The organism is Streptomyces sp. NPDC058274 (assembly GCF_042881375.1).
GTDB lineage: Bacteria > Actinomycetota > Actinomycetes > Streptomycetales > Streptomycetaceae > Streptomyces.
Window position 1 is genome coordinate 183,949 of record NZ_JBHVXW010000007.1, and the last position, 22,235, is coordinate 206,183.

23 protein-coding genes and 1 pseudogene are annotated in these 22,235 nt (G+C 69.8%); 10 read left to right on the plus strand and 14 right to left on the minus strand.

The window, feature by feature from the left end; genetic code table 11:
- Positions 1 to 209 precede the first annotated feature (209 nt).
- The 7 genes from ACFVYF_RS16910 to ACFVYF_RS16940 all read right to left on the minus strand — a co-directional run bounded on the left by ACFVYF_RS16910 (position 210) and on the right by ACFVYF_RS16940 (position 7,210).
- Positions 210 to 692: a GNAT family N-acetyltransferase gene (locus ACFVYF_RS16910; protein WP_389455972.1), complete on the minus strand. Its 483-nt coding sequence runs from the start codon at positions 690 to 692 to the stop codon at positions 210 to 212.
- A 338-nt stretch (positions 693 to 1,030) separates the two neighbouring features.
- On the minus strand, positions 1,031 to 2,779 hold the full coding sequence (locus ACFVYF_RS16915) for an MFS transporter (RefSeq protein ID WP_389455973.1): 1,749 nt from the start codon (positions 2,777 to 2,779) through the stop codon (positions 1,031 to 1,033).
- Complete coding sequence (locus ACFVYF_RS16920; protein WP_389455974.1) at positions 2,694 to 3,125, minus strand: heme-binding protein; 432 nt, start codon at positions 3,123 to 3,125, stop codon at positions 2,694 to 2,696. The genes ACFVYF_RS16915 and ACFVYF_RS16920 overlap by 86 nt, the downstream gene beginning before the upstream one ends.
- Positions 3,122 to 4,585: a DHA2 family efflux MFS transporter permease subunit gene (locus ACFVYF_RS16925; protein ID WP_389455975.1), complete on the minus strand. Its 1,464-nt coding sequence runs from the start codon at positions 4,583 to 4,585 to the stop codon at positions 3,122 to 3,124. Before ACFVYF_RS16925 ends, ACFVYF_RS16920 begins: the two co-directional genes overlap by 4 nt.
- Complete coding sequence (locus tag ACFVYF_RS16930) at positions 4,582 to 5,166, minus strand: NADPH-dependent FMN reductase (RefSeq protein ID WP_389455976.1); 585 nt, start codon at positions 5,164 to 5,166, stop codon at positions 4,582 to 4,584. The genes ACFVYF_RS16925 and ACFVYF_RS16930 overlap by 4 nt, the downstream gene beginning before the upstream one ends.
- A gap of 17 nt (positions 5,167 to 5,183) precedes the next feature.
- Complete coding sequence (locus ACFVYF_RS16935; protein WP_389455977.1) at positions 5,184 to 6,131, minus strand: fumarylacetoacetate hydrolase family protein; 948 nt, start codon at positions 6,129 to 6,131, stop codon at positions 5,184 to 5,186.
- 227 nt (positions 6,132 to 6,358) lie between these two features.
- Positions 6,359 to 7,210: a hypothetical protein gene (locus tag ACFVYF_RS16940; RefSeq protein ID WP_389455978.1), complete on the minus strand. Its 852-nt coding sequence runs from the start codon at positions 7,208 to 7,210 to the stop codon at positions 6,359 to 6,361.
- A 413-nt stretch (positions 7,211 to 7,623) separates the two neighbouring features.
- Between ACFVYF_RS16940 and ACFVYF_RS16945 the strand changes: the two genes are divergently transcribed.
- The 3 genes from ACFVYF_RS16945 to ACFVYF_RS16955 all read left to right on the plus strand — a co-directional run bounded on the left by ACFVYF_RS16945 (position 7,624) and on the right by ACFVYF_RS16955 (position 11,599).
- On the plus strand, positions 7,624 to 8,460 hold the full coding sequence (locus ACFVYF_RS16945) for a FadR/GntR family transcriptional regulator (protein ID WP_389455979.1): 837 nt from the start codon (positions 7,624 to 7,626) through the stop codon (positions 8,458 to 8,460).
- Complete coding sequence (locus ACFVYF_RS16950) at positions 8,457 to 10,070, plus strand: thiamine pyrophosphate-dependent enzyme (RefSeq protein ID WP_389455980.1); 1,614 nt, start codon at positions 8,457 to 8,459, stop codon at positions 10,068 to 10,070. Before ACFVYF_RS16945 ends, ACFVYF_RS16950 begins: the two co-directional genes overlap by 4 nt.
- 71 nt (positions 10,071 to 10,141) lie before the next feature.
- Positions 10,142 to 11,599, plus strand: coding sequence for a benzaldehyde dehydrogenase (locus ACFVYF_RS16955; RefSeq protein WP_389455981.1), 1,458 nt, complete (start codon positions 10,142 to 10,144; stop codon positions 11,597 to 11,599).
- 35 nt (positions 11,600 to 11,634) lie between these two features.
- On the opposite strand, the gene ACFVYF_RS16960 is transcribed toward ACFVYF_RS16955, so the two are convergent.
- Positions 11,635 to 12,336, minus strand: coding sequence for an NAD(P)-dependent oxidoreductase (locus tag ACFVYF_RS16960; RefSeq protein WP_389455982.1), 702 nt, complete (start codon positions 12,334 to 12,336; stop codon positions 11,635 to 11,637).
- 110 nt (positions 12,337 to 12,446) lie between these two features.
- On the opposite strand from ACFVYF_RS16960, the gene ACFVYF_RS16965 reads away from it, so the two are divergent.
- On the plus strand, positions 12,447 to 13,157 hold the full coding sequence (locus ACFVYF_RS16965) for a TetR/AcrR family transcriptional regulator (protein ID WP_389455983.1): 711 nt from the start codon (positions 12,447 to 12,449) through the stop codon (positions 13,155 to 13,157).
- 51 nt (positions 13,158 to 13,208) lie between these two features.
- Here ACFVYF_RS16965 and ACFVYF_RS16970 read toward each other — a convergent pair whose 3' ends face one another.
- Positions 13,209 to 13,616, minus strand: a complete 408-nt coding sequence (locus tag ACFVYF_RS16970) for a YciI family protein (RefSeq protein ID WP_389455984.1) — start codon at positions 13,614 to 13,616, stop codon at positions 13,209 to 13,211.
- Between the two features lie 281 nt (positions 13,617 to 13,897).
- Complete coding sequence (locus ACFVYF_RS16975) at positions 13,898 to 14,383, minus strand: carboxymuconolactone decarboxylase family protein (protein WP_389455985.1); 486 nt, start codon at positions 14,381 to 14,383, stop codon at positions 13,898 to 13,900.
- 172 nt (positions 14,384 to 14,555) lie between these two features.
- Here ACFVYF_RS16975 and ACFVYF_RS16980 point away from each other — a divergent pair, with 172 nt between their 5' ends.
- The 4 genes from ACFVYF_RS16980 (at position 14,556) to ACFVYF_RS16995 (ending at position 17,004) form a co-directional block, all read left to right on the plus strand.
- Positions 14,556 to 15,497 (plus strand): RNA polymerase sigma-70 factor, encoded by a 942-nt coding sequence (locus ACFVYF_RS16980; protein ID WP_389455986.1) that lies wholly within the window; start codon positions 14,556 to 14,558, stop codon positions 15,495 to 15,497.
- A 199-nt stretch (positions 15,498 to 15,696) separates the two neighbouring features.
- Entirely contained in the window at positions 15,697 to 16,143 is a 447-nt protein-coding gene (locus ACFVYF_RS16985; protein WP_389455987.1) for an SRPBCC domain-containing protein, read from the plus strand.
- A complete protein-coding gene (locus ACFVYF_RS16990) occupies positions 16,140 to 16,508 on the plus strand; it encodes an ArsR/SmtB family transcription factor (protein WP_389455988.1) in 369 nt (122 codons plus the stop codon). Before ACFVYF_RS16985 ends, ACFVYF_RS16990 begins: the two co-directional genes overlap by 4 nt.
- A 13-nt stretch (positions 16,509 to 16,521) precedes the next feature.
- On the plus strand, positions 16,522 to 17,004 hold the full coding sequence (locus ACFVYF_RS16995) for a hypothetical protein (RefSeq protein ID WP_389455990.1): 483 nt from the start codon (positions 16,522 to 16,524) through the stop codon (positions 17,002 to 17,004).
- Positions 17,005 to 17,030: 26 nt separating this feature from the next.
- Here ACFVYF_RS16995 and ACFVYF_RS17000 read toward each other — a convergent pair whose 3' ends face one another.
- Positions 17,031 to 17,981, minus strand: a complete 951-nt coding sequence (locus tag ACFVYF_RS17000; protein WP_389455992.1) for an LLM class flavin-dependent oxidoreductase — start codon at positions 17,979 to 17,981, stop codon at positions 17,031 to 17,033.
- 103 nt (positions 17,982 to 18,084) lie between these two features.
- On the opposite strand from ACFVYF_RS17000, the gene ACFVYF_RS17005 reads away from it, so the two are divergent.
- Positions 18,085 to 18,546: a MarR family winged helix-turn-helix transcriptional regulator gene (locus ACFVYF_RS17005; RefSeq protein WP_389455993.1), complete on the plus strand. Its 462-nt coding sequence runs from the start codon at positions 18,085 to 18,087 to the stop codon at positions 18,544 to 18,546.
- Between the two features lie 271 nt (positions 18,547 to 18,817).
- Positions 18,818 to 19,171 carry a VOC family protein gene (locus tag ACFVYF_RS17010; RefSeq protein WP_389455995.1) on the plus strand — a complete coding sequence of 118 codons (354 nt, stop codon included), beginning with the start codon at positions 18,818 to 18,820 and terminating at the stop codon, positions 19,169 to 19,171.
- A 70-nt stretch (positions 19,172 to 19,241) separates the two neighbouring features.
- Here the strand turns inward: ACFVYF_RS17010 and ACFVYF_RS17015 are convergent, their stop codons facing one another.
- The 3 genes and pseudogenes from ACFVYF_RS17015 to ACFVYF_RS17025 all read right to left on the minus strand — a co-directional run.
- A complete protein-coding gene (locus ACFVYF_RS17015) occupies positions 19,242 to 20,603 on the minus strand; it encodes an MFS transporter (protein WP_389456247.1) in 1,362 nt (453 codons plus the stop codon).
- Between the two features lie 64 nt (positions 20,604 to 20,667).
- Complete coding sequence (locus ACFVYF_RS17020) at positions 20,668 to 21,114, minus strand: MarR family winged helix-turn-helix transcriptional regulator (protein ID WP_389455996.1); 447 nt, start codon at positions 21,112 to 21,114, stop codon at positions 20,668 to 20,670.
- Between the two features lie 79 nt (positions 21,115 to 21,193).
- Positions 21,194 to 21,298: pseudogene (locus tag ACFVYF_RS17025) on the minus strand (carbonic anhydrase); the annotation flags it as partial.
- Between the last annotated feature and the right edge of the window lie 937 nt (positions 21,299 to 22,235).

A 22,235-nucleotide genomic window follows, 5' to 3' on the forward strand; every position in this document is an offset into this window, starting at 1 on the left:
CATGCATGACCGGAGCGTTCAACACCGGAGGGCATCCTGCGGACTAACTCGACAAGTCATCTCAGGGCCAGTGCCGGGGTAGATGCTGAACAAGACCCTCAACACCTGGGCATCCATCACGCTGAGACCCGCCGCCTCACCCCCAAACCGGGACGGCGACCAGCGCAAGCGCCGATCGCCACGGCCACGATGCCCGCTGCCGCCTCATCTCACAAAGCAGCCCGCAACGTCACTGACTGACTCGCGAAACCGTTCTGTTCGTAAAAGCGGACCGCATCGGCGTTGCTGGAGTACGCGGTCACCTCTGCCAGTTCGGACCCCAATTCCTTCGCCCAGGCCGCGAACTGCGCAACCAAACGTGCTCCGAGCCCACCACGGCGGTGGTCCGGCTGCACATACATGCTCACGAGCGTCGAGACCTTGGCCGGCCTCATCGCAGTTCCCTCAGCCACGGACCCAGTGAGGTGTCCGACGATCCGCCCGTCGCAGTCTGCGACAAGAAGGAGCCTGGACGGGTCGTCCATGCCGGCGGCGAAGCGTTCAGGTCCGAACTCACGAGGCCAACCCACGTTGACGCTCGGATCCCTCGTCCCGGCATCTTCTGCAAACAGCGCACTACTGCACGCAACCAGCCCCTCCACGTCGGCAGGCTGGGCACGGCGGACGACGACCTCATGCTGTTGATCACTCATACCGCGCGACGCTAGCTCAACGCACTGACAGCCACGAGTGCTCTGAGACCGGCGGAACACCGAGAAGAGTGGAACGGGCACTTGCCCTCTCGTTCATCGTGCCGGTGTCGAACGGCCCTCAGAGTTGAGCCGTGTCTTCGCAGTTCAGCGGACATACGGGAGCGTCCTCTACTCGACCCTGCGCTCCGACGGGCCGGTGGCGACCCAGGTCGACCTCGGGTTACATCTCAAGCTAAGAGGCGGTCAGACCATCCGGCTCCGGTCCGGCCAGGGAGCCGCCCCCCGCAGCCGAGGGGGCGCCCCCGGTGTGCCGGAGGCGCCCCCATGTGCAGACCGGCTCATCTGGCCGGTTCGGCCTCCTCCAGTGTGGCGAATGCCGGCTCAGGGGTGCGTCGGCCGCGGTGGGTCAGGCCGGGGAGGGCGACGAGGAAGGCGACGGCTGCGAGGGCGGCCGCGCCGAGGAGGCCCGTGCGGGCGGCGGCGGGGAAGTCGTTGGGCGTGGTGAGGAGGGCACTGAAGTAGAGGGAGCTGGCCAGCGCTGTTCCGAGGGAGGTGCCGATCTTCATGCCGGTCTGGTAGACGCCTGCCGCGGTGCTTCCTTCTCGGCGTGGCACCAGCTGGAGGGCGAGTGTCTGGTTGGACGCGATGACGAAGCCCGCGCCGCATCCGGCGACCAGGAGGGGCAGGGCCATCAGCAGGAACATGTTGTCGCCCATGCTGGAGCCGCCCACCACAAGGGCGGTGACGGCCAGTCCGATCGCGGTGAGGGCGGTGCCCGTGATCACCAGGGGCCGGCCGATACGGTGCGCGAGGCGTCCGCTGATGATCCCGCACACGGCCGAGCCCGCGGTGAACAGGACGGTGCACAGGGAGGCTTGGAACGGGCTGTAGTGCATACCTCGTTGGAGGAACTGGGAGAGGACGATGAAGATGCCGGTGAATCCGCCGTACAGGGCGGCGGCGACAATGATGCCGACCCAGTAGGTCCGCTCGCGGAACAGGTTCAGGTCGACCAGGGGCTGGCGGGCTCGTCGGGTGATGTTCCGTTCCCACGCGGTGAAGACGGCCAGCAGGACGAGTCCGGTGCCGGCGAGCCACCAGGGTCGGTCGGACCAGGCTCCGCTCTGCAGCAGCGGGAGCATCACGGCGGTGACGCCGAGGCCGAGGAGAAGGGTGCCGACCAGGTCGAGGCTGCGTCGTTCCGTACGCCGGGTTTCCGGAAGCAGGCGGGCGGCCAGCAGCAGAGCGGCCAGATCGAGCGGGAGGAAGAGGGCGAAGATCCAGCGCCAGCCGTCGGCGGTGCCGAAGCCCTGGAGGATCGCGCCACCGAGGAGCGGGCCGATCGCCGTGGACAGGCTGACGCTCGCGCCGTAGTAGCCGAAGGCGCGGCCGCGTTCACGCGGCGGGTACATCTGGTGCAGGAGGCCGACGACTTGGGGAGCGACCAGGCCGGCGGAGACTCCGCGGGCAAGCCGGCCGGCCACGAGCCAGGTCGCGTCGGGGGCGGCTGCGCACAGCACACCGGTGAGGGTGAACAGCACCATCCCGATGAGGAAGACCTTCCTGCGGCCGAACTCGTCGCCGAGGCGGCCGCTCGGCACGAGGGCCAGGCCGAAGGTCAGGGTGTACCCGGCGATGGACCAGGTCTGGGTGCTGGTGGACAGATGGAGGCTGTGCTCCATGGAGGGGAGTGCCACCGTCACGATGCTCACGTCGAGCAGGGTGAGGAAGGCGGCGGCGACGCAGACCGCGAAGGCCTGGGTTCGTCGTCGGCCGGTCAGTTCGCGGTACACGGGTGTTGTGGTGAGGTCTTCCGGCGTCGTTGCCATGCTGTACCTCTGTTTCCCATCGGCTATCTGTACGGGGAGTTCGATGCCGTGGGGGGCGCAGTCACGCGCTGTGTGCGCCCCGCCGGGGAATGCGGCTCGGCTGGTGGAGCTACATCCGTTTCCGTTGCGGCCGGGACCGTCCCCGTCCCGGCCGTCGGGTGGGCGTGCCGTGTCAGCCCACGTCGGCGACCAGGCCGGCCTTCTCCACGCCGAAGACGGCGATGGCCTGGTCGTTGTCGGGGCGTTCGCCGCTGACACCGATGGCGCCGAGCAGTGCGCCGTCGGCGTCGCGGATCAGGGCGCCACCGGCCGAGGAGGCGATGCGGCCTTCGGAGATGGTGGCGAGGGCCGCGAAGAACGCGGGGTCGCGGGTGGCATGCCGGGCTCCGGCGGCCCCGCCCTGGCCCATACCGAGGCAACCCCAGGCCTTGGCATGGGCGATCTGCGGGCGCAGGATGCCGGCGGTCTCCTCGCGCTTGACGACCAGGGGATTGCCGCCGGGGTCCAGGACGGTGACCGCCAGGGGACGCAGCCCCTCTTCGCGTGCGTGGGCGAGTGCTCCGTCGACGATCTCTGATGCTTGCGCCAAGGTCAGCTGACTCATGGTTGTGGCTCCTTTTCCTTGTGTGGGGCGGGGTGGACGGGAGGGGGGATGGTGACCGCCGCTTCTGTGTCGCTGACGCGGCTTGCCGCGTACAGGCCGAGCACGTTGAAGGCGGCGAGGGTGAGGAAAGTGACCTGATAGCCGGCGATGGCAGGCTCGGCGCCGGGGTGAGAGGTGCCGACGGCGACGAGCACCGTGGTGGCGACGGCGACACCGACGGCTCCGCCGAGCCTGCGGCCGACGTTGAAGAGGGTTGAGGCGCGCCCGGAGGAATCTTCGGAGACCGTGGCGAAGGACGCGGACTGGGTGCCCACGAACACCTGGCCGATGGAGAGTCCGAGGGCGACGAGCAGGAGTACGACCAGCCACAGTGCGGTGTTCCGGTGCAGCAGCCCCAGCAGCGCGACGGCGACGCTGGTGGCGGCCGCGCCGAGCATGAGGTGACGGCGGGGGCGTAGCCGGCGGTAGAGCACGCGGCTGGCGAGCTGGGACCCGAGGACGACGCCCATCGCTTCGGGGAAGGTGCTCAGTCCGGCAGCCATCGGGGACATACCGCGTTGGTCCTGGAAGTAGAGCGTGATCGTGAACAGGGTGCCGAGGAAGGTCGCCGACTGCACGGCCATGACGGTGGTGCCCGAGGCGAACAGGCGGATACGCAGCAGCCGTACGTCCATCATCGGTGACTTCTTGCGCAGTTCGACGGCGGCCATCGTGGCGGTGAGTGCTGTCCCGGCGGTCAGGCAGGCGGCGACCGTCGGTGTGGTCCAGCCCTGAGCGGGGCCCACGGAGACGCCGTACATGAGCAACCCGAAGCCCAGGGCGGCGAGGACGAAGCCGGTCAGGTCGAACTTCTCGGCGGGAGAGGTCGGTTGGCCGTGCAGGTACATCAGGCCGAAGGCGGTGGCGAAGAGGCCGACCGGCACGTTGACGTAGAAGATGGCCCGCCAGGAGACCTGGCTGACCAGCAGCCCGCCGAGGACCGGGCCCAGGGTGGGGGCCAGGCCGTTGGCGATGCTGAGGACGGCCGAGGCACGCACCCGCTCGGCCGGGGCGAAGGTCCGCAGCAGCATCGCCATGCCGACGGAGGCGAGCATTCCGCCGCCGGCACCCTGCAGGACCCGGAAGGCGACGAGTTGGCCGAGGCTGCTCGCCGTTCCGCAGAGCGCGGAGCCCACGGTGAAGACGGCGATCGCGGTCAGCAGGGTGCGTTTGCCGCCGAAGCGGTCACCGAGCCAGCCGGAGGCGGGCACGAAGACGGCGAGGCTGACGAGGTAGGAGATCGAGACGGTGTCCACGGACGTGGAGGGGACGTCGAAGTCACGGCCGATGGTGGGCAGGGCGACGTTGACGATCGTCATGTCGAGGGTGCTCAGGAACAGCCCGGCCACGTAGACGACGCACACGGCGGTCTTCTGACTGATGCCGTGCCGCTCGGTCGCGGTCGCTCGGGCTGTACTCATCCGACTGGGGCAGCCGGCCGGCTCGGGGCGAGACCACGGGTCGTGCGCAGCAGCTCGTCCAGGACGCCGGCGGCACTCTCGGCGAGTCCGGGGGCGGGTTCGAACCGGCCCTGCGCGGTGATCGACTGCCGTACGAACGGAATGTGGACGTGTCCGGCGAGCGGCACCATGCCGAGCGCGGTCACCACCGGGATCAGGGCCTGTACGGCGCGGGCGCCGGCGGCGACCCCGCCGTAGCCGACGAACGCGACGGGTTTGGCCACCCATTCGCGGGCCAGGAAGTCCAGGGCGTTCTTGGTGGCCGCGTTGTAGCTGTGGTTGTACTCGGGGACCACGAACACGTAGGCGTCGCCGGCGCGGACGATCTCACTCCAGCGGCGGGTGTGTGCGTGCTCGTACTGTCCGCGCTGAGGGGGGCGCGGTTCGTCCAGCAGCGGCAGCCCGACCTCGGCGAGGTCGATGGTCTCCGTGTCGAAACCGGCGTGCTTGACGGCCAGTTCGTGCAGCCAGGAGGCAATCAGGGGCCCGCGCCGTCCGGGGCGGGTGCTTCCGACGATGATCTGGAGTCGGGGTGCGGACATGGAGGACCTCCGGTCGCTCAGTCGTGGGCCGGGTCGTCGAGGACGACCTTGTTCTCGATGACTCCGAGACCGTCGATCTCGCCGCGGACCACGTCCCCGGGGCGCACGGCGCCGTGGCCGGGCGGGGTCCCGGTGGACAGCAGGTCACCGGGCGCGAGGGTGAGCGCCTCGGTGAGCCACGCCAGTTGCTCGGGGACGGAGTTGATCATCTCGGCGGTGCTGCCGTCCTGGCGCAGCTCGCCGTTGACCCAGGAGCGGATGCGCAGGGCGTGCGGGTCCGGGATCTCGTCGGCGGTGACGAACCAGGGACCGGTGGTGCCGTAGGTGTCGAAGCCCTTGGCGCGGTCCATGCGGTTGTTGTCGCGGTCGGAGACGTCCCGGGAGCCGGTGTCGCAGAAGGCGACGTAGCCGGCCACGGCACGCATCGCGTTGTCGGGGGTGAGATGCCGGGAGCGGGGGCCGATGACGACGGCGAGCTCCATTTCCGGGTCGACCTTCTCGCTGATCGTCGGGTGAAGCAGGTCGTCGGCGGGGCCGGCCAGCGCGTTCGGGGCCTTCAGACAGCCCTGCATGCCGCGGCGTGGTGGCGCTTCCTGGCCGGCGACCGGGTGGCGCGGGTAGTTCGCGAGCATGCACCAGACGGTGCGGGGACGGCCGACGGGCGGGCCGAGCCGGGCCGGGTCGTCGGACCACAGACAGTCCTCGTCGATGATGCCGCTGTGGGCCTGCTGCGAGGCCCAGTCGTGCAGCCGCCGTATGTCGCTGAGGCGGGGGTCCTGCCGCAGCAGCGACGGCAGGTCACCCCCGGTCACTGCGCGGGAGCGGGTCAGGGCGTCGTCGCGGTGGACGCCGTCGGTCTCGAGGCGGCGGACGAAGGCGGCCTGGATGTCGACGAGTTGGTGCGGGACGACGCCGGCGAAACAGAGTCGATCACCGAAGGGGGTCCGGCGGGAGGCGATTTTCACGTGGATCAGCGCTTTCCGTGGGTGGGGCGCAGCTCGCGCGAGGGCGGAGCACGCCGGGGAGGGGCGGCGGACACATGCCGGGTACGGGCGGCGGGCCCATGGGGTGTCCGCCGCCGGCCCGGCCTCGCTGCGAACGGCATCCCGTGGTGAGGGGCTGACCGGTGCTGCCGGCCGTGCGGGCGGCGAGGCGACCGGGGCCGGCACGGATGCCGTCGGCAGCGCCGGGGTCAGCCCTTGTCGGCTTCCTTGGGGTTCTCGAAGCGGATGCCGCCGTCGGTTTCCACGGTGATGAACTTGTCGTCGTCCGGCTCGAAAGGGCGCTCGATCGGCGGCAGACCGACGGTGAACAGGACCAGCTCGTCGGTCGCGGTGTAGCGGGCCTTCTCACCGGGATCGGCCTCGACAGCGCCGAGCTTGGCGATGTCGGTGCCCTCCACGGTTCCCGATCCGGACAGGACCACGGTCAGCCGCTTGGCGTTGTCGCTCTCGCTGATCCACTCGGCGCCGGTCCGGATCCTCACGAACTCGATCCAGAACTGCCGCTCGGTGTAGGTGCCGATGGGCTTGCGGGCCACACCGGGCCAGCCCGCTACGGTCTGCCAGTTGAAGTGGTCCGGGTTGCTGATGACGACCCCGTTGTAGCGGGGCTTGGGGAAGCGCTGCTCGCGGATCGGGCGGCGCTCGGCCTGGGCCTCCTTGTTGGCCGGACCGCGGCCCCGGCCCGCCGACATGCCGAGCGCGGAGGCACCGCCGAACTGGAGCACCAGCTGGAGCTGCTTCGGGTCGGTCAGCGGGTCGTCCTGCGGGCCGTAGGTCTGGCCCTCGGGGAAGTAGCCGACCTCGCCCTCGCGCAGGATGCCCTGCTCCCCCAGGTTCATGTCGCCCACCAGCGGCAGGCGGATCTGCTCGAAGGTGTGGCAGTGCCGGGGCATCAGGAAGTCCGCCTCCTGGCGGCCCAGGATGTAGCGGTAGTTCTCCAGCGGCTTGTCCCGGTCCCCCATGAGCAGGTAGTTGAACGAGACCGTGCCTCGGGGGTGGTCCATCTTGAACGCGTTCTCGTCGAACGGCGCGATCTTCATCGCTGTCCTCCATTGGCTGTGGTGTCCGTGTCGCGGCTCCACTGGGCTCGAGCGGTCTGCGCGGTACGGGACGGATTGACGTACTGGCCGCGGACGACGGATCCGGCGGCGGTGTGTGCCGCGGTGCGTCGGGCCTCAGTGGCCCTCCGTCGCGGCTTCCCTAACCAAGAAACCTTCTTAGTAGGTTGATGTCAAGGTAGGTGGTGACCTTTTTCGTTGCCCTACCTGTGAGAAGCGACCGGGAGAGCGGCAGAACCGGGCCCGGCGGCCCTTGCCGTGCGCCCGCCGGAGCGCGCCGATCGGCACGTCCCGACGCCAAAACCGATCACCCAGGCACCCTTGAAGCCAACCTACCAAGTAGGTTAGATTCATAGACAACGGACCTGCACGGTCCATCGACCCTTGGGAGCGACATGTCCGTGCCTCACACCCCCGCGAAGATCTACCGCGGCAGAGTGGCCGACCAGATCGTCGAAGACCTCCGTGAGCAGATCCTCAGCGGTGCCCTGCCCGACGGTTCGCGACTGCCGGCCGAACGCGAGCTGGCCGCTCGCTACGACGTCTCAGGACCCACCATCCGCGAGGCCATCCGGGTGCTGACCGCGATGGGCCTGGTCAACACCCGCAACGGCAGCCGGGCCACCGTCCACGCCCAGGGAGACACGCTGCTGGCGATGTCCATCGCCTCGGTCGTCCAGGTCGAGAAGGTCGGCGCCCGCGAGGTTCTGGGGCTGCTCGGCGCACTCAACGCGTACGCCGCCGAACTCGCCGCCGAGCACGCCGACGATGCGGAGATCGTCCTCCTGCGCCAGGCCGCCGAAGCGATCCCAGCCGCCGAAGGCGTGGAACGGTCCGCCGCGGCACTGCACCATTTCTTCGCCACGCTGTCCGAGATCTCCCACAACCCCCTGCTCTCAGCACTGTGCCGGTTCATCAGCGACATGCAGATCGGCCTCGCCGTGAAGCTCTCCGGGGGCGAGAACGGGACCTGGGGGACGGTCTCCGACTCACTGCAGCCGGGCCGGCTGCGCATCGTGGACGCCGTCGCCACCCGCGACCCCCACCAGGCGGCCTCAGTGGTCCGCGAGTACCACCGGGAAGCGCTGGAGCGGATCACGGCGACGCGCAGCGCCAAGGGCAAGAAGGGACAACGCTCCGACACCGACCTCACCGACGTGCTCGCCGCCTGGCTGAAGGCCAACGTCGGCCTCGGCGGTCAGCTGGCGAACCCCCGGAGCACCCTGTCGTGACAGCCGCCGCCTCGAACGCCCGCACGGTTCGTGACGCTGCCTTCGACGTGCTGCGCCTGCACGGGCTGACCACCGTCTTCGCCAACCCCGGCTCGACGGAGGTGTCCCTCCTCACCGACCTCCCCGAGGACCTGCGGTTCGTCCTCGCCCTGCACGAGGGCTCGGTCGTCGGCGCCGCGACCGGCTGGGCACTGGCTCGCGAGGAACCCGCCCTCGTCCTGCTGCACACCACCGCCGGGCTCGGCAACGCGGTGGGCGCGCTGGCCACGGCCCGGGTCAACCGAGCACCCCTGGTGGTGCTGGTGGGCCAGCAGGACCGCCGCCACCTCGCCCAGGAACCGTTCCTGGCCGGCCGTCTCGAAGGACTCGCAGGGGACTACCCGGTCCGGGTGGAATTCCCGGTACGGCCACAGGACGTGCCCGGCGCGATCGGACGAGCCGTACACGCCGCTCGCGCGGGCCGTGGTCCGGCGCTCGTACTGGTCCCGATGGACGACTGGGCGCAGCCCGCCGACGCTCTGCCGGTGCCGGCAGCCGAGGTGGTACGGGCGGCCGCGTCAGCGGATCCGGCGTCCGTGACCGAGGTCGCCGAGCTGTTGTCCGAGGCGGCACATCCCGTCCTCGTCTCGGGCTCCGGCGCCGACAGCGCGGAGAGCTGGCGGGCGCTGACCGTGCTGGCCGAGCGGCTGGACTGTCCCGTGTGGCAGGAGCCCTTCGGGGCGCGTGCCGGATTCCCCCAGGACCACCGGCTGTTCGCCGGGCACCTGCCAGCCGACCGCCACCGGGTGCGCCAGGCACTGGCCGGGCACGACGTGGTGCTGTGCGTCGGGGCTCCCTTTCTGCGCCAATACCCCTATGCACAGGGCGTGTTGACCGACGCTCAGGTGGTCGTGGTCACCGACGACCCCGCCGAGGCGCACCGGGCTCCCGCAGCTCTCGCTGTCGTCACCGACCTGCCGGACTTCTGCGACCGGCTCGCCCGGCGCACCCCGCCGCGGCCGTCGACCCGCCCTGCGGCTGCGCGTGCGACAGCCCCCGCTCCCCCTGCTTCCGGGGAGCAGTTGACACCCCGCCATGTCCTGGCGGCACTCGGCGAGCGCCTGCCCGTCGACACGGTGATCGTCGAGGAGACTCCGTCCTCCCGCCCGGACCTGCACGCCCTGGTCCCCGCCCGCACTCCGCTGGGATTCCTCAGCGCGGCCATGGGCGGCCTCGGTTTCGCCATGCCGGCCGCCGTCGGGGTCCGCATGGCCCAGCCGCACCGCCCGGTGGTCGCCGTGGTCGGCGACGGCTCCTCGCTCTACCAGATCCAGTCCCTCTGGACAGCCGTGCACTACGGCGTGGGCACGGTCTTCGTCGTCCTCGCCAACGGGCGCTACGCGATCATGGACAAGCTCGCGGAACAGCACGGCGGAAAGCCCCCGTGGCCCGCGTTCGAGGAAGTCGACGTGGCCGGACTCGCCGAAGCGCTCGGCTGCCCGGTCCGCCGGATCGACGATTTCACCGGCCTGTGCGCCGCCCTCGCCGAGATCTGCCCCCTCCTGGCCGAACGCACCCAACCCCTGGTTCTCGAGGTGGCCGTGGGCGTCGGCGACGAGTTCCGGCCCTGATCCCTCTCCCTGCTCCCATCTCCTCCCCCGTCTGCGTCCCTCATCCCTCACCCTTTCGCCTGGAGCCCGTCATGCCCCTCCTCGACCCCGCCCTGTGGTCCGGAAAGGCCGGTATCGGCGGCTGGACCGCCACCACGGGCGGCACCTCGCCCGTGGTCGAACCCGCCACCGGCGACGTACTGGACCATGTCGGCGCCGCCTCCTCCGAGGACGTCGCCACCGCCGCCGAGCGCGCCGCCGCCGCACAGACCGCCTGGGCCCGCACCCCGTACACCGAGCGTGCGGCCGTACTGCGCCGGGCCGGCGACCTGTTCACCACGCACGCCGAAGAGATACAGCAGTGGCTGATCCGCGAGGCGGGCAGCATCCCCGGCAAGGCCGCCTTCGAGACCGTCACCGCGGCCCAGGAGTGTTACGAGGCCGCCGCCCTGGCGTCGCGCCCCCTCGGCGAGTTGCTGCCCTCCGCGGAACCCCGGCTCAGCATGGCCCGCCGAATCCCGGCCGGTGTGGTCGGCGTGATCGCGCCCTTCAACGTCCCGCTGATCCTCGCCATCCGCTCGGTCGCCCCGGCGCTGGCTCTGGGGAACACCGTCCTGCTCAAGCCCGATCTGCGCACCGCCGTGTCCGGCGGAGTGGCGATCATGCGGGTGTTCGAGGAAGCCGGGCTGCCCGCGGACGTGCTGCAGCTGCTGCCCGGCGGGGCGGACACTGGAGCCGCCCTCGTCGTCGCCCCCCAGGTCCGCGTGATCTCCTTCACCGGCTCAACCGCCGCCGGGCGCAAGGTCGGCGCGGCCGCCGCCGAGCACCTCAAGCGCGCCCACCTCGAACTCGGCGGCAACTCCGCACTGATCGTGCTGCCCGACGCCGACCTGGAGCGCGCGGCCTCCACCGCCGCCTGGGGCTCCTTCTTCCACCAGGGCCAGGTCTGCATGACGACCGGGCGGCACCTGGTGCACGCCTCCGTCGCCGACGAATACATCGAGCGCCTCGCGGACAAGGCGGACCACCTCCCGGTCGGCAACCCCGCGAAGGAACAGGTGGCGTTGGGTCCCGTCATCGACGCGGGCCAGCGCGACAAGATCCACGCGCTGGTGCGGACCAGCGTCGAACGCGGCGCCCGTCTCGCCGCTGGAGGCACCTACCAGGACCTCTTCTACCGGCCCACCGTGCTCACCCACGTCGACGACCGCTCCCCCGCGTACACGGAAGAGGTCTTCGGGCCGGTCGCCCCCGTCCGCGTGTACTCCGACCTGGACGAGGCGGTCGCCCTCGCCACCGCGACGCCGTACGGACTCTCGCTCGGCATCCTCACCTCCGACGTCATGCGCGGCCTCGAACTCGCCGAGCGCATTCCCACCGGACTGGTCCACATCAACGACCAGACCGTCAACGACGAAGCGGTCGCGCCCTTCGGCGGCGTCGCCGGCTCCGGCACCGGCGCACGGTTCGGCGGCGCCGCCAACATCGAGGCGTTCACGGAGACCCGCTGGATCACGGCCCGCGGAACGCAGGCCCACTACCCCTTCTAGGCCGAGTCGTTCGGATCATCAGGCGGCGCACGGGGTCAGTAGCCGATGGTGAAGCGGCGTTGCACGAAGCGGGGCAGCTCCGCCTCGTCGACGAGCGCGACGGCCGCGTCTTCCATGGAGATGCGGCTGCGCCCGTCCCCGTCGAGGACGGGCTGATCGGTGCCGATCCGGAACCGGGCCGTACGCTCGCCCGGGGCGATGTCCTCCGCGGGACTGAGGTAGGTCCACAGCCGGTTGGACGTGCGCAGGACGTCCAGGGCGTCACGGTGACCGCGCACTGCGGCCGCGTACTCCCTCGGCAGGCCGATCGCATCGAGGGTCTCGTGCAGGAGGTCGTCACTGTCCGCCCGTACGATTCCCGGCTCGACCTCCAGGCTGCCGGCGCCGCCTATGACGATCAACCGGGTCCGGGGGTGGCTCTCCAACGCCTTGAGCAGCGTTCGCGCGGCGGTGGCGTACACGGTGGGGTCGGCGATCGAGCGGGCCACCGTGTCGGCGATGTCCTTGGCGGCGTTGCCGGGCTGGAACCCACTGATCAAGACGTCAAGGCCGGGGAGCGCGGCGGCGACGCTGCCCGCGTCCAGGACGTCGACGCTCTTCCAGGTCACGTTCTGCCGGCTCTCCTCGATCTTCGAGGCATCGCGGCTGAAGGCCGTGACGTGGTGCCCCCGGTCGAGGGCTTCGGTGACAACACGGCTGCCGATACCGCCCGTTGCTCCGATGACTCCGATGCGCATGGCTCTCCCCTTAAGCTGCGACGTCCGCGACTTCTTCACGGCACCCAGAAACTATACGCCGTGCAGTAAATGTACAGCACGCAGCATGGTGACGCTGTAGAGTCTGTGTCGTGGGAACGATCAGAGGACGCCGCGAGCGGCTACGGGCCGAGACGACCGCCGAAATCAAGAAGGTCGCACTCGAGTTGATGGCTTCGGGCGGCCCCGACGCGATCACACTGCGGGCCATCGCCCGCGAGATGGGCATGACCGCCAACGCCATCTACGGATACTTCGCCACGCGCGACGACCTGGTCACCAGGCTGATCAACGACGTCTACACCGCGCTGGCGGACACCGTGGACTCCGCCTGGGAGGCCGCGCCCGTCCACGACCCCGCCGCCCGGATCGAGGCGTGGGCTCGCGCGTTCCGCGGGTGGGCCCTGGCCAACCCCGAGGGCTTCCGCCTCGTCTACGGCGACCCCGTACCCGGCTACCGGCCGCCCGACGGTGGCGCAGCGCCGGACGCCGCCCACCGCGTATGCACCGGCATCACCGCACTGGCGGCCGCGGCCTGGCCACACGCCGAACGCCATTACGCCGACAGTGACTTCACCTGGTCCGACTTCGACCCCGGCCTCCTCGACAAGGTCCGCCCCGCCTTCCCCGACCTGCCCCCGGCCGCCGTCGCCCTCGCCCTGCGCATCTGGAGCCATCTGCACGGCCTGGTCTCACTCGAGATCTACGGGCACCTGCAGACCCAGACACTCAACCCGGACAAACTCTTCGTCGAGGAACTGGCCCAGCTGATCAGGACCTTGGGCATCACGCCGCAGCGGTAGGAGACCCTGCGTAGGAGACCCTGCGAGGGAGGGCTTCGTTCACTTCGGGGGTCATTCCGTGACGGTGGGCTGCACGCCGTAGAAGGGGCGCAGTTCGAGCCACTCGTGGATCGGCTCCCCGCCCTTGCCGGGGGCGGCCGACAGTTCCCCGGCCAGTTCGACGGCGCGCTCGTAGCTGTCGACGTCGATCACCATCCAGCCGGCGATGAGGTCCTTGGTCTCGGCGAACGGTCCGTCGGTGAGCGGCGGGCGCCCCTCGCCGTCGTAGCGCACGAACGTCCCCTCGGGGGCGAGCGCCTGGCTGTCGACGAACTCACCTGTCCCCTCCAGCCGGTCCGCGAAGTCGCGCATGTACTGCAGGTGGGCCGAGATCTCCTCCGGCGTCCACTGCTCCATCGGCACGTCGTTGACCGAAGCCGGAGCGCCACGGTAGTGCTTGAGCAACAGGTACTTGGCCATGGTCGTTCTCCTCCGTACTTGGTGCGACCCATTCTGATCGCCTTCATCACGGGGACGGAGCCCGCCACGGGTTCTCGACATCACCGCCCGAACCCCGTGACTCTATTTTCTTGATCCCTTGGACGAGCCCGGGTGAGCCGTCTCGCGGTGTCCGGGTCCCCCGGCGTGGCGCAAGGGCGACAGGGAGCGACGCCTCCAAGATCTGTGGCGCCGGCCGACCCGGACGGACGCGGGCCCGGCCCGGATCGAATGACCCGGGCCGGGCCGGAGTCGGCCGCCGTTCAGTGGACCGCGGCGGCGAACATGCCGGCCTCGTACGAACCTCCCCGCTGGTGCACGATCACGGCGAGCCGGTTGGCCGCGTTGATCAGGGCGACCAGGCAGACCAGCGCGGCGACCTGGTCGTCGTCGTAGTGCTTGCGCACCTGGGCCCAGGTCTCGTCGGACACGCCCTGGTGGGCGTCGGCGAGCCGCGTGCCCTCTTCGGCGAGCGCCAGCGCGGCCTGCTCGGCCTCGGTGAACACGGTGGACTCGCGCCAGGCGGCGACCAGGTGGAGGCGGACCGCGGTTTCACCGGCGGCCGCGGCCTCCTTGGTGTGGGCGTCGATGCACCAGCCGCAGCCGTTGATCTGGCTGGCGCGCAGCGACACCAGCTCCTGCGTCGCCTTGGGCAGAGAGGACTGGCTGAGCACCAGGCCGGCGCCGGCGAACCGCTTGGTGAACCTGGCGGCGAACTCGTTGTCGAACAGGTTGAATCGGGCGTCCATGACTTCGTCCTCACTCGTGTTGTTGCCTGAACGAACACGAGATGCCGGCGACGAGCTCCTTGTGACGGCCCGGTCGTGTGACGTACGCCACCGATCACGAGTGTCACAAAGCCGCGGTGACCGGCGTCTTGTGCGCGTGGCAGCGTGGAGAGCGAACAGGCAGGAGCAGCGGGTGAACAGCGAGCACGACGAGTGCGCAGGGGACACGGCCGGGCAACTCTCCGACGGCGGACGCACGGATCCCGCCACCGAGACGTTCGTCGCCCACCGCAATCTGCTGTTCACCGTCGCCTACGAGATGCTCGGCTCCGCCGCCGACGCGGAGGACGTCCTGCAGGAGACCTGGCTGCGGTGGACGGGGGTCGATCTCGGCACGGTGCGGGATCAGCGTGCGTACCTGGTCCGGATCACCACGCGCCAGGCGCTGACCCGACTGCGTACGCTCGGCCGGCGCAGGGAGTCCTACGTCGGTTCCTGGCTGCCCGAGCCGCTGCTCACCTCGCCCGACGTGGCCGAGGACGTCGAGCTGGCCGACAGCGTCTCGATGGCGATGCTGCTGGTGATGGAGACGCTCGCGCCGACCGAGCGGGCGGTGTTCGTGCTGCGCGAGGTGTTCGACCTCGGGTACGACGAGATCGCCGAAGCCGTCGACAAGAGCCCGGCCGCGGTCCGGCAGATCGCGCACCGGGCACGGGCACACGTCGCGGCGCGCCGGCCGCGCGGGGTCGTCTCCCTGGCCGAGACCCGCGACGCGCTCGACGCGTTCCAGCGGGCGACCGAGACGGGCGATCTGCAGGGTCTGCTGCACATCCTGGCGCCGGATGTCGTCCTCGTGGGTGACGGTGGCGGAGTCAAGAAGGCCGTACTGCGGCCGATCGTGGGGTCCGACAACGTGGCCCGTCTGCTGACCGCCGGGCTCGGCAGGGTCACCGGCGCCGCCTCGCTGCGGCCGGCACAGGTCAATGGCCACCCGGCGCTGATTCTCCGGCTCGACGGCGTGCTCGACACCGTTCTGGCGGTGCGCATCGACGACGGCCTGATCACCGGGCTCTACGCCGTGCGCAATCCCGAGAAGCTGTCGCACATGGAACGGGAGACCGCGCTCCGCCGCTGAGGCCGCGGTCCCTCGCGATCGAACACGTCCCGGCTGTACTCGCCGCACCGCTGGATGTTCCTGGTCAGGCACAGGAGACCTGCGCCAGGCCACCCCGGGGGAATGCCACGCACTCTAGTGCAACCTTTGGGTTGCACCTCCAAAAACGATGTGCAACTCTAGGGTTGCAAGTAAAGGCCGACGATGAACGGAGCACCTCATGAGCGAGGACCGGATCGAGCGCGAGACCCTGATCGCGGCACCACTGGAGCGGGTCTGGTCGCTGGTGGCCCAGCCCGGATTCTGGGTGGCCGACAAGACGAGCCTGCCGGGCACCGTGGCGAAAGAGGGTGAGTCGATGGTGGCGAAGAACGCGGAGCACGGCGACTTCCCGGTCCGCGTGGAGAAGGTCGAGCCGCCGACATATCTGTCCTACCGGTGGACCAGCGCGTTCCCCGGCGAAGAGCTTCGCGAGGACAACAGCACCCTCGTGGAGTTCACCTTGACCTCCGAAGGCGAGCAGACCCGGCTGCGCGTCGTCGAGAGCGGGTTCACGGCCCTGGCCGGGTCCGAGGAACTGCGCAGTCAGAACCACAAGGACCACAGCCAAGGCTGGCCCCTGGAACTCGCCGCGCTCAAGTCGCGCGCCGAACAGCCCGCCACGTGACGGAGGAACACCCCGGCGCCACCGAGGTCGTCGACAGCGTCCTCGGCGCGCTGGCCGACCCGACGCGGCGTCAGCTGCTCGACCTGCTCGCCGCGCGTGGTGAGGCCAGCGCGACGACGCTCGCCGAACGGCTTCCCGTGTCGCGGCAGGCGGTCGTCAAGCATCTCGCTGTCCTGGATGCCGCCGGTCTGGTCTCCGGCAGCCGGGTCGGACGCGAGGTGCGGTACGCGGTGCGGCCCGCGGCGCTCGACGCGACCGCACGGTGGATGTCCGCGCTCGCGGCCGACTGGGACCGGCGGCTGGCGAACATCAAACGTGTCGCCGAGGCAGCGGAGCGGGATGCACGCTCGACCCCACCCGAATGAAAGGAACCCCGCCATGGATACGACCGCGCTTCGCAGCGCCTATGACAGGTTGTTCGAAGTCGCCTCCATCCCCGGACTCGGCGACGCCGGCGACGGGGGTTGGAACGCCGACCAGGTATTGGCCCATCTCCTGAGCGTCGACGCGACGGCAGCGGCAGTCGCTCTCGGCGTCGTCTCGGGTTCGCGCCCCACCTTCGACAACCGAATCGCCCTCGACACCTGGAACCTTGACCGGATCATCGCCGACCACACAGACCGGGCGGACCTGACCGCTCACGTACGGAGCCAGGCCACCGTCCTGTGCCACATCGCCGATCAGCTCAACGAAGCGGCCGCCTCGGTTCTGGTGCCGGCGCTCCTCCTGTCCAACGAGAGGGTCGTACTGGACCAGCCGGTTCCGCTGGCAGGCATCATCGAAGGCCTCGCCGGCGACCACATCCCCGGGCACACGCAGCAGCTCCTCGATCTTCGTACCGCTGCCCCAGCACGCGGCTGAGAAGCAGCGGCCCAAACCCGCCCCCGTTATGCCCCAACGCCGTTTCCCCACCGCCCAGTTGCCTCGCGCACGGGCGTGATGATCTCGTCGACGAGCCGGCGTGCGACCTGCGGCGGGTAGGGGCTGCGCAAGCTCAGCACGATGTGCGTCATTCCCGCGGCGATGAGCTCCGCGATGGCTGCACGGTCGGCGGCCGGGTCGTCGTACGACACGATGTACTGCACCGAGCGGGTGATCGTGCGCGGGTCGCGGCCGATGGCCACGCAATGGTCGTCCAGAACGCGGCCGCGTCGGGCGATGTGGTCCGGCGCGTTGTGCGGCGGCCCGGGGATGTTCCAGATGTCCGCCTGCTCGGCGACCAGGCGAAGGGCCTTGGTTCCCCAGGCGCCGATCAGCAGGGGCGGACCGCCCCGCTGGACCGGTTTCGGTTCGTTGCGGTTGCCCGTCAGGGTGTTGTAGCGCCCGTCGAAGTCGAAGACGTCCTGCGTCCACATGCTCCTGAGGATCGCGATGGTCTCTTCCAGACGGGCAATCCCTTCGGCGGGCGGGACGAGCGTGAGGCCGTACGCCGCGTACTCCGCGACGGCGGGGTTCTCGCCGGCGATGCCACCCGAGTCGGGGCGTTGCAGGGTTCCGCCCACGCCGAGGCCCATGATGAGGCGTCCCCCGGAGATCACGTCGACTGTTGTGGCGATCTTGCCGAGGACGGCGGGCGGCCGGATCCGGTTGCTCGTGACGAGAAGACCCAGGCGGAGCCGCCGCGTCTGAGCGGCCAGAGCACTCAACAACGTCCACCCTTCGAGGATGTGCCCGTCCTTCGGGCCGACGACCGGCATCAAGTGGTCCCACAGCCAGGCGTCCGCGATCTCGGGCAGCTCATCGGCTTCCTTCCAGACCCGGACGATCTCTCCGTAAGGGACTCGCATCGGAGTGGTCTTCATTCCGAACGTCACGGGTGAGTGCTGCTGGTCGGACATGGGTGCCCCCTCGACGTGACGCGTCGCCCTTCGACGGCGCATTTCCATCACCATAGCGGATCGTCAGTATCGCTGACTATCAGCCTGTGGATATGCTGAGACCATGACGGGTGACGCCACCTCCGAGGTCCTCGCTTCTCGCCTCGGCTATCTGCTCAAGCACGCCTCTCTGCGGCTGACGGAGACGTACGTTCAGGCGTTGGCGCCGTTCGGGCTCGACGGCCGCGAACTGGCGGTCCTCGCTGTGCTCGCCGCGCACGATCCGCTGTCCCAACTGGAGGCGGCAGGCAGGCTGGGCGTCGACCGCACCACCATGGTGGCCCTCGTCGACACCCTCGAGAGCAAAGACCTTGTCGTCCGTCGCCGCAGCCCTCACGACCGGCGCAAGAACGTCGTGGAACTGACCCCGACCGGACGGGAGCGCCTGCCCGCCGCCGAGCGTGCCCGCCAGGAAGCGGAAAGCCGGCTCCTGGCACCGCTCTCCCCCGCAGACAGCGCCGCGTTGTTCCGTGCCCTGCAAGCACTCGCGCTCGAACCGCGGCGTGCCGACCAGCCTCCGGGCTGACTCACGCAGAGGCGAGCCTCCCGTCTTCCGGCCAACTCCGCGACGCCTGCAGCGAGCTGCCCCCTGGCTATGGAGCGCGGCGCGATGGCCCCGCGGAAGAACAGCAACGAGCGGGTCTTTTGTGTGACGGGTGTTGATATGCGTACAGGAGCGCAGGAGGCAACGCACACGTCGCATCAAAGACGAGTTCCCGCGCGCTGGAGAGGGGGATACCAGGCGGGCGATGGTGTGCTGCCACCCCGCCCGATCGGCGTCCTGGCACGATAGCGACATGGAACGTGTGCTTGGAATCGGCGGATACTTCATGCGGGCGGCCGACCCGGTGGCCCTGAACGCGTGGTATCGCGATTGCCTGGGCCTGGACGCCGACGAGAACGGCCTGTGGCGTCAGGAAACCGGGCTGACGGTGTTCGCGGCGTTCGAGTCCGAGACCGACTACTTCGGATCCCGCGCCCAGCAGACCATGCTCAACTTCCGGGTCCGCGACCTCGATGCGATGCTCGCGCAACTGCGCGCCAAGGGAGCGGACGTGGCCGAAGAGACGCAGGACATGGAGGGCGTCGGCCGATTCGGCTGGGTCACCGATCCTGCGGGTCACCGGATCGAGCTGTGGCAGCCGGCTTGACCGGGTCGTCATCACGCGGGCGGTGACTTGCCGAAGGCCGCCTACCGCCCTCATCCAGCCGCTAGCCGGTCTACGCCGCTCGGGGCGTCTGAGTCGGACTGTCCTCTTCCGTCGCGCGGCCGAGAGTGCGGTCGAAGACGGTCAGGAGGAGATAGAGCACGCCCGCGCCGAGCATGATCCAGGCGAGCTGGTGCATGCCGCCGGTGTCCGCGTGCTGCCCGAAGGAGACGGCCGCCGTGGCGGAGGCGACCATCGAGCCGACGTACGCGAAGGTGCGCAGCAGGCCGGCCGAGGAGGCGGTGCGCTCGGGATCGGCCTGGAAGTAGACGGAGTTCTGCAGAGCCAGGTTGTTCAGTCCCTGCGGGACGCCGAAGATCAGAGCGACGAGAATCAGCGTCCACCCGGGGCTGTCCCCGGTGAGCGTCAGCATCAGCAGGCAGGCGGCGATCTGCCCGAGCGCGCCGACGAGTAGCTTGCCACGCACACCCTTGCGCCGCCCGGAGACCAGCGAGACACCGATGGCCACCAGGAACATGGGTATCTGCACCAGCCCGGCGTGGAACGGCGAGAGCCCGACCCCCTCCTCCGTCCACTGGGTGAACCCGTAGAGGAAGGAGTAGGCGACGACGTACGCGACCAGCGCGCGGCCGTAGGTGACCAGCAGTGGCGTGTTGCCGCCCAGCACCCGCAGGTCGATGAACGGGGTAGGAGCCCGTAGCTCCCGCACCGCGAACGCGGCGCTCGCGACGGCGGCGATCACCAGCAGGTACCAGTCGCGCAGATGCAGGTTCATCAGGAACAACAGCAGCGAGACGAGCATGGCGGCGAACAGTGCCATACCGAGCACGTCGAGTTGACCGGTGAGGTGCCCGCGCCGCAGTGACTCCCCTGGGCCGGCCGCCTCCTTGGGCAGCCGGAGCAGCCCCAGCAGCACGGCCACGACGGCCAGCGGCACATTCAGCGCGAAGGTGGCGCGCCAGCCGCCCAGCGCGATCAGCAGGCCGCCCAGCAGTGGGCCGATCACGGCGATGGTCTGGTTGGCCACGGCCAGGGCGGTCAGCACCCCGCCGGGACTGTCCTGCCCGGTGCGCTTGGCCTCGCTGCGCACGAGCGCCATCGCGGCGGGATACCCGGCGCAGGTTCCGAACCCGAGGAGGACCCGCGAGGCGATGAGCACCCCCAGGTTCGGCGCCAGGGTGCCGACGACACCGGCAACCCCGACGAGGCTCGTACTGACGAGGAAGAGTCTGCGCGGACCGAAGATGTCGATGAGTCGGCCCACGACGGGCTGCCCGAGAGCGGTGGCCAGATAGAGGGCCGAGACCAGCCACGCGGTCTGCGAGGGCGGGGCGCCCAACGCGTCCCCGATGGGTACGAGCGTGACGGCGATGATCGTCGAGTTGACCGGGTTCAGGACCGAGCCCAGCAGCATCGGCGGCAGCAGCCGCCGGTCGAAGCCCGCCGTCGCCGCCCTGCCGCGCCCCTCTGTTTTCTGCTCAGCCATGGGTGAGGCGCTCCAGTACCGCCATGGCGGCGATCACCGCCCGTCGTTCTTCTTCCGTGCACCTCTCCTGCAGTTCGCCGGCGAGCCATTCCTGCCGGGCCTGCCGCCCCTCCTCCACTCGCCGGTGCCCCTCCGGGGTCAGCGCGATCAGCAGACGGCGCCCGTCGTCGGGGTCGGGCCGTCGTGCCACCAGCCCCAAGGCGGCCAGCGACGCGACCGTCGCCGTCATCGACTGGTGGCGCACCCCTTCGGCGGAGGCGAGCTCACTGGCCGTGACGCCTTGCCTGCCGGCCAGGCGGGCCAGGACGGACGCCTGCCCAAGAGTGATGTCCTCGGCTTCGGCCGCGTTCAGAATGCGGCGCCGCAAGCGGCTGATGACCGCACGGACCTCTCGCGAAGCCTGTACCGCGGAGGGCGACAGGCGCGGGCTCTCACTCATACGTTCCACGCTAGGACACGCAACCCAACCTGTACAGCCTTACCTGTATACATGGGAGGAGTAGGTCCACGTCCACCTCGGTGCCGAGGAGCCGTTGACTGATGGCGAGGGAGCGGATCTCGTCCTGAGTCACCACGCCACCGGCGTTGCGGATGACGTGTGCCTCGCCTTCGTTGAGGCCGAGGGTCGTCCACAAGGACCGCATCCGCGGCTTCGTCTTCGACGTCGCCACCGGCAAGCTCAACGAAGTCGTCTGAGGAAACGGCCACCCTGCCGCACACCCCAACGCTCAAGTGGTACGGGCGAGTTCGGCTATGCGCATCGCGCACATGGCCGGCTCCCGCGCTGCCAGGGCACCCGCTGCCAGGGCGCTGAAAGGTGGCAGCACGGGCCCCTCGGCTACCGCATTTCGATCAGCGCGCGAGGATCACTTGCTGAACAAGCACAGCGGCTAACCCTTCGCGGGACCGCTGAACGAGATCCACACATCCGGCGGCGCTTCCGGTCGGTGCGGCACCGGCCGGCGTTCTTCGGTCCATGCGTCACCGGCGACTTCCGTGGCTACGCGACGCCAGAAACGAACCGCGGTCAAGTTGCCGTCCTGGAAGGGAATTTCCCATCGGCCGGGATGCTTGGCCAGAACCTCTTGAACGGCCCGCAGCCCGGGACTCCTTCGCACAGGCGGTTCAGCGGGATCAACTGCGGGCGCCACCACGGGAATCGGTTCGTCGACGCGGCGCTCCCGGGCATGAAAAAGCCTCCCCACCGGATACTTGCCCGGGTCGGGGAGGCCTCACTACTGCCGATGATCTTACCAGTCAAGCGTCAAGCACCGTGCGCGGGGCCTCCCTAGTAACGGGCCCACTCCGTCACGCGCATGACGAGCCGTCACATGCAGATGACCGAAGGGCCGGTCACCGCCATGGGTGCCCGTGCCGGATCCAGCAACGCCGGGGATCCCTTCCGGTCGCACCCCGAGGGGAGCCCCCTCCCCGACGCCGCCTGCGCGAAGGCCGACGCCTCCGAAGAGGCGGCAGCCCGCGGCCCGACACGAGCCCGTAACGCGTCGTGTGCATGCCATTGACAAACGGCTGGGAAGCCAGAAACCTGTGCGTGGAGAG

What these genes read in the sequence shown, in the direction of transcription:
- ACFVYF_RS16910 (WP_389455972.1), bottom strand. Translation starts at nt 692, where the DNA reads ATGAGTGATCAACAGCATGAGGTCGTCGTCCGCCGTGCCCAGCCTGCC.
- ACFVYF_RS16920 (WP_389455974.1), bottom strand. Translation starts at nt 3,125, where the DNA reads ATGAGTCAGCTGACCTTGGCGCAAGCATCAGAGATCGTCGACGGAGCA.
- ACFVYF_RS16925 (WP_389455975.1), bottom strand. Translation starts at nt 4,585, where the DNA reads ATGAGTACAGCCCGAGCGACCGCGACCGAGCGGCACGGCATCAGTCAG.
- ACFVYF_RS16930 (WP_389455976.1), bottom strand. Translation starts at nt 5,166, where the DNA reads ATGTCCGCACCCCGACTCCAGATCATCGTCGGAAGCACCCGCCCCGGA.
- ACFVYF_RS16940 (WP_389455978.1), bottom strand. Translation starts at nt 7,210, where the DNA reads ATGAAGATCGCGCCGTTCGACGAGAACGCGTTCAAGATGGACCACCCC.
- ACFVYF_RS16945 (WP_389455979.1), top strand. Translation starts at nt 7,624, where the DNA reads ATGTCCGTGCCTCACACCCCCGCGAAGATCTACCGCGGCAGAGTGGCC.
- ACFVYF_RS16955 (WP_389455981.1), top strand. Translation starts at nt 10,142, where the DNA reads ATGCCCCTCCTCGACCCCGCCCTGTGGTCCGGAAAGGCCGGTATCGGC.
- ACFVYF_RS16960 (WP_389455982.1), bottom strand. Translation starts at nt 12,336, where the DNA reads ATGCGCATCGGAGTCATCGGAGCAACGGGCGGTATCGGCAGCCGTGTT.
- ACFVYF_RS16970 (WP_389455984.1), bottom strand. Translation starts at nt 13,616, where the DNA reads ATGGCCAAGTACCTGTTGCTCAAGCACTACCGTGGCGCTCCGGCTTCG.
- ACFVYF_RS16975 (WP_389455985.1), bottom strand. Translation starts at nt 14,383, where the DNA reads ATGGACGCCCGATTCAACCTGTTCGACAACGAGTTCGCCGCCAGGTTC.
- ACFVYF_RS16985 (WP_389455987.1), top strand. Translation starts at nt 15,697, where the DNA reads ATGAGCGAGGACCGGATCGAGCGCGAGACCCTGATCGCGGCACCACTG.
- ACFVYF_RS16995 (WP_389455990.1), top strand. Translation starts at nt 16,522, where the DNA reads ATGGATACGACCGCGCTTCGCAGCGCCTATGACAGGTTGTTCGAAGTC.
- ACFVYF_RS17000 (WP_389455992.1), bottom strand. Translation starts at nt 17,981, where the DNA reads ATGTCCGACCAGCAGCACTCACCCGTGACGTTCGGAATGAAGACCACT.
- ACFVYF_RS17005 (WP_389455993.1), top strand. Translation starts at nt 18,085, where the DNA reads ATGACGGGTGACGCCACCTCCGAGGTCCTCGCTTCTCGCCTCGGCTAT.
- ACFVYF_RS17010 (WP_389455995.1), top strand. Translation starts at nt 18,818, where the DNA reads ATGGAACGTGTGCTTGGAATCGGCGGATACTTCATGCGGGCGGCCGAC.
- ACFVYF_RS17015 (WP_389456247.1), bottom strand. Translation starts at nt 20,603, where the DNA reads ATGCTGCTGGGCTCGGTCCTGAACCCGGTCAACTCGACGATCATCGCC.
- ACFVYF_RS17020 (WP_389455996.1), bottom strand. Translation starts at nt 21,114, where the DNA reads ATGAGTGAGAGCCCGCGCCTGTCGCCCTCCGCGGTACAGGCTTCGCGA.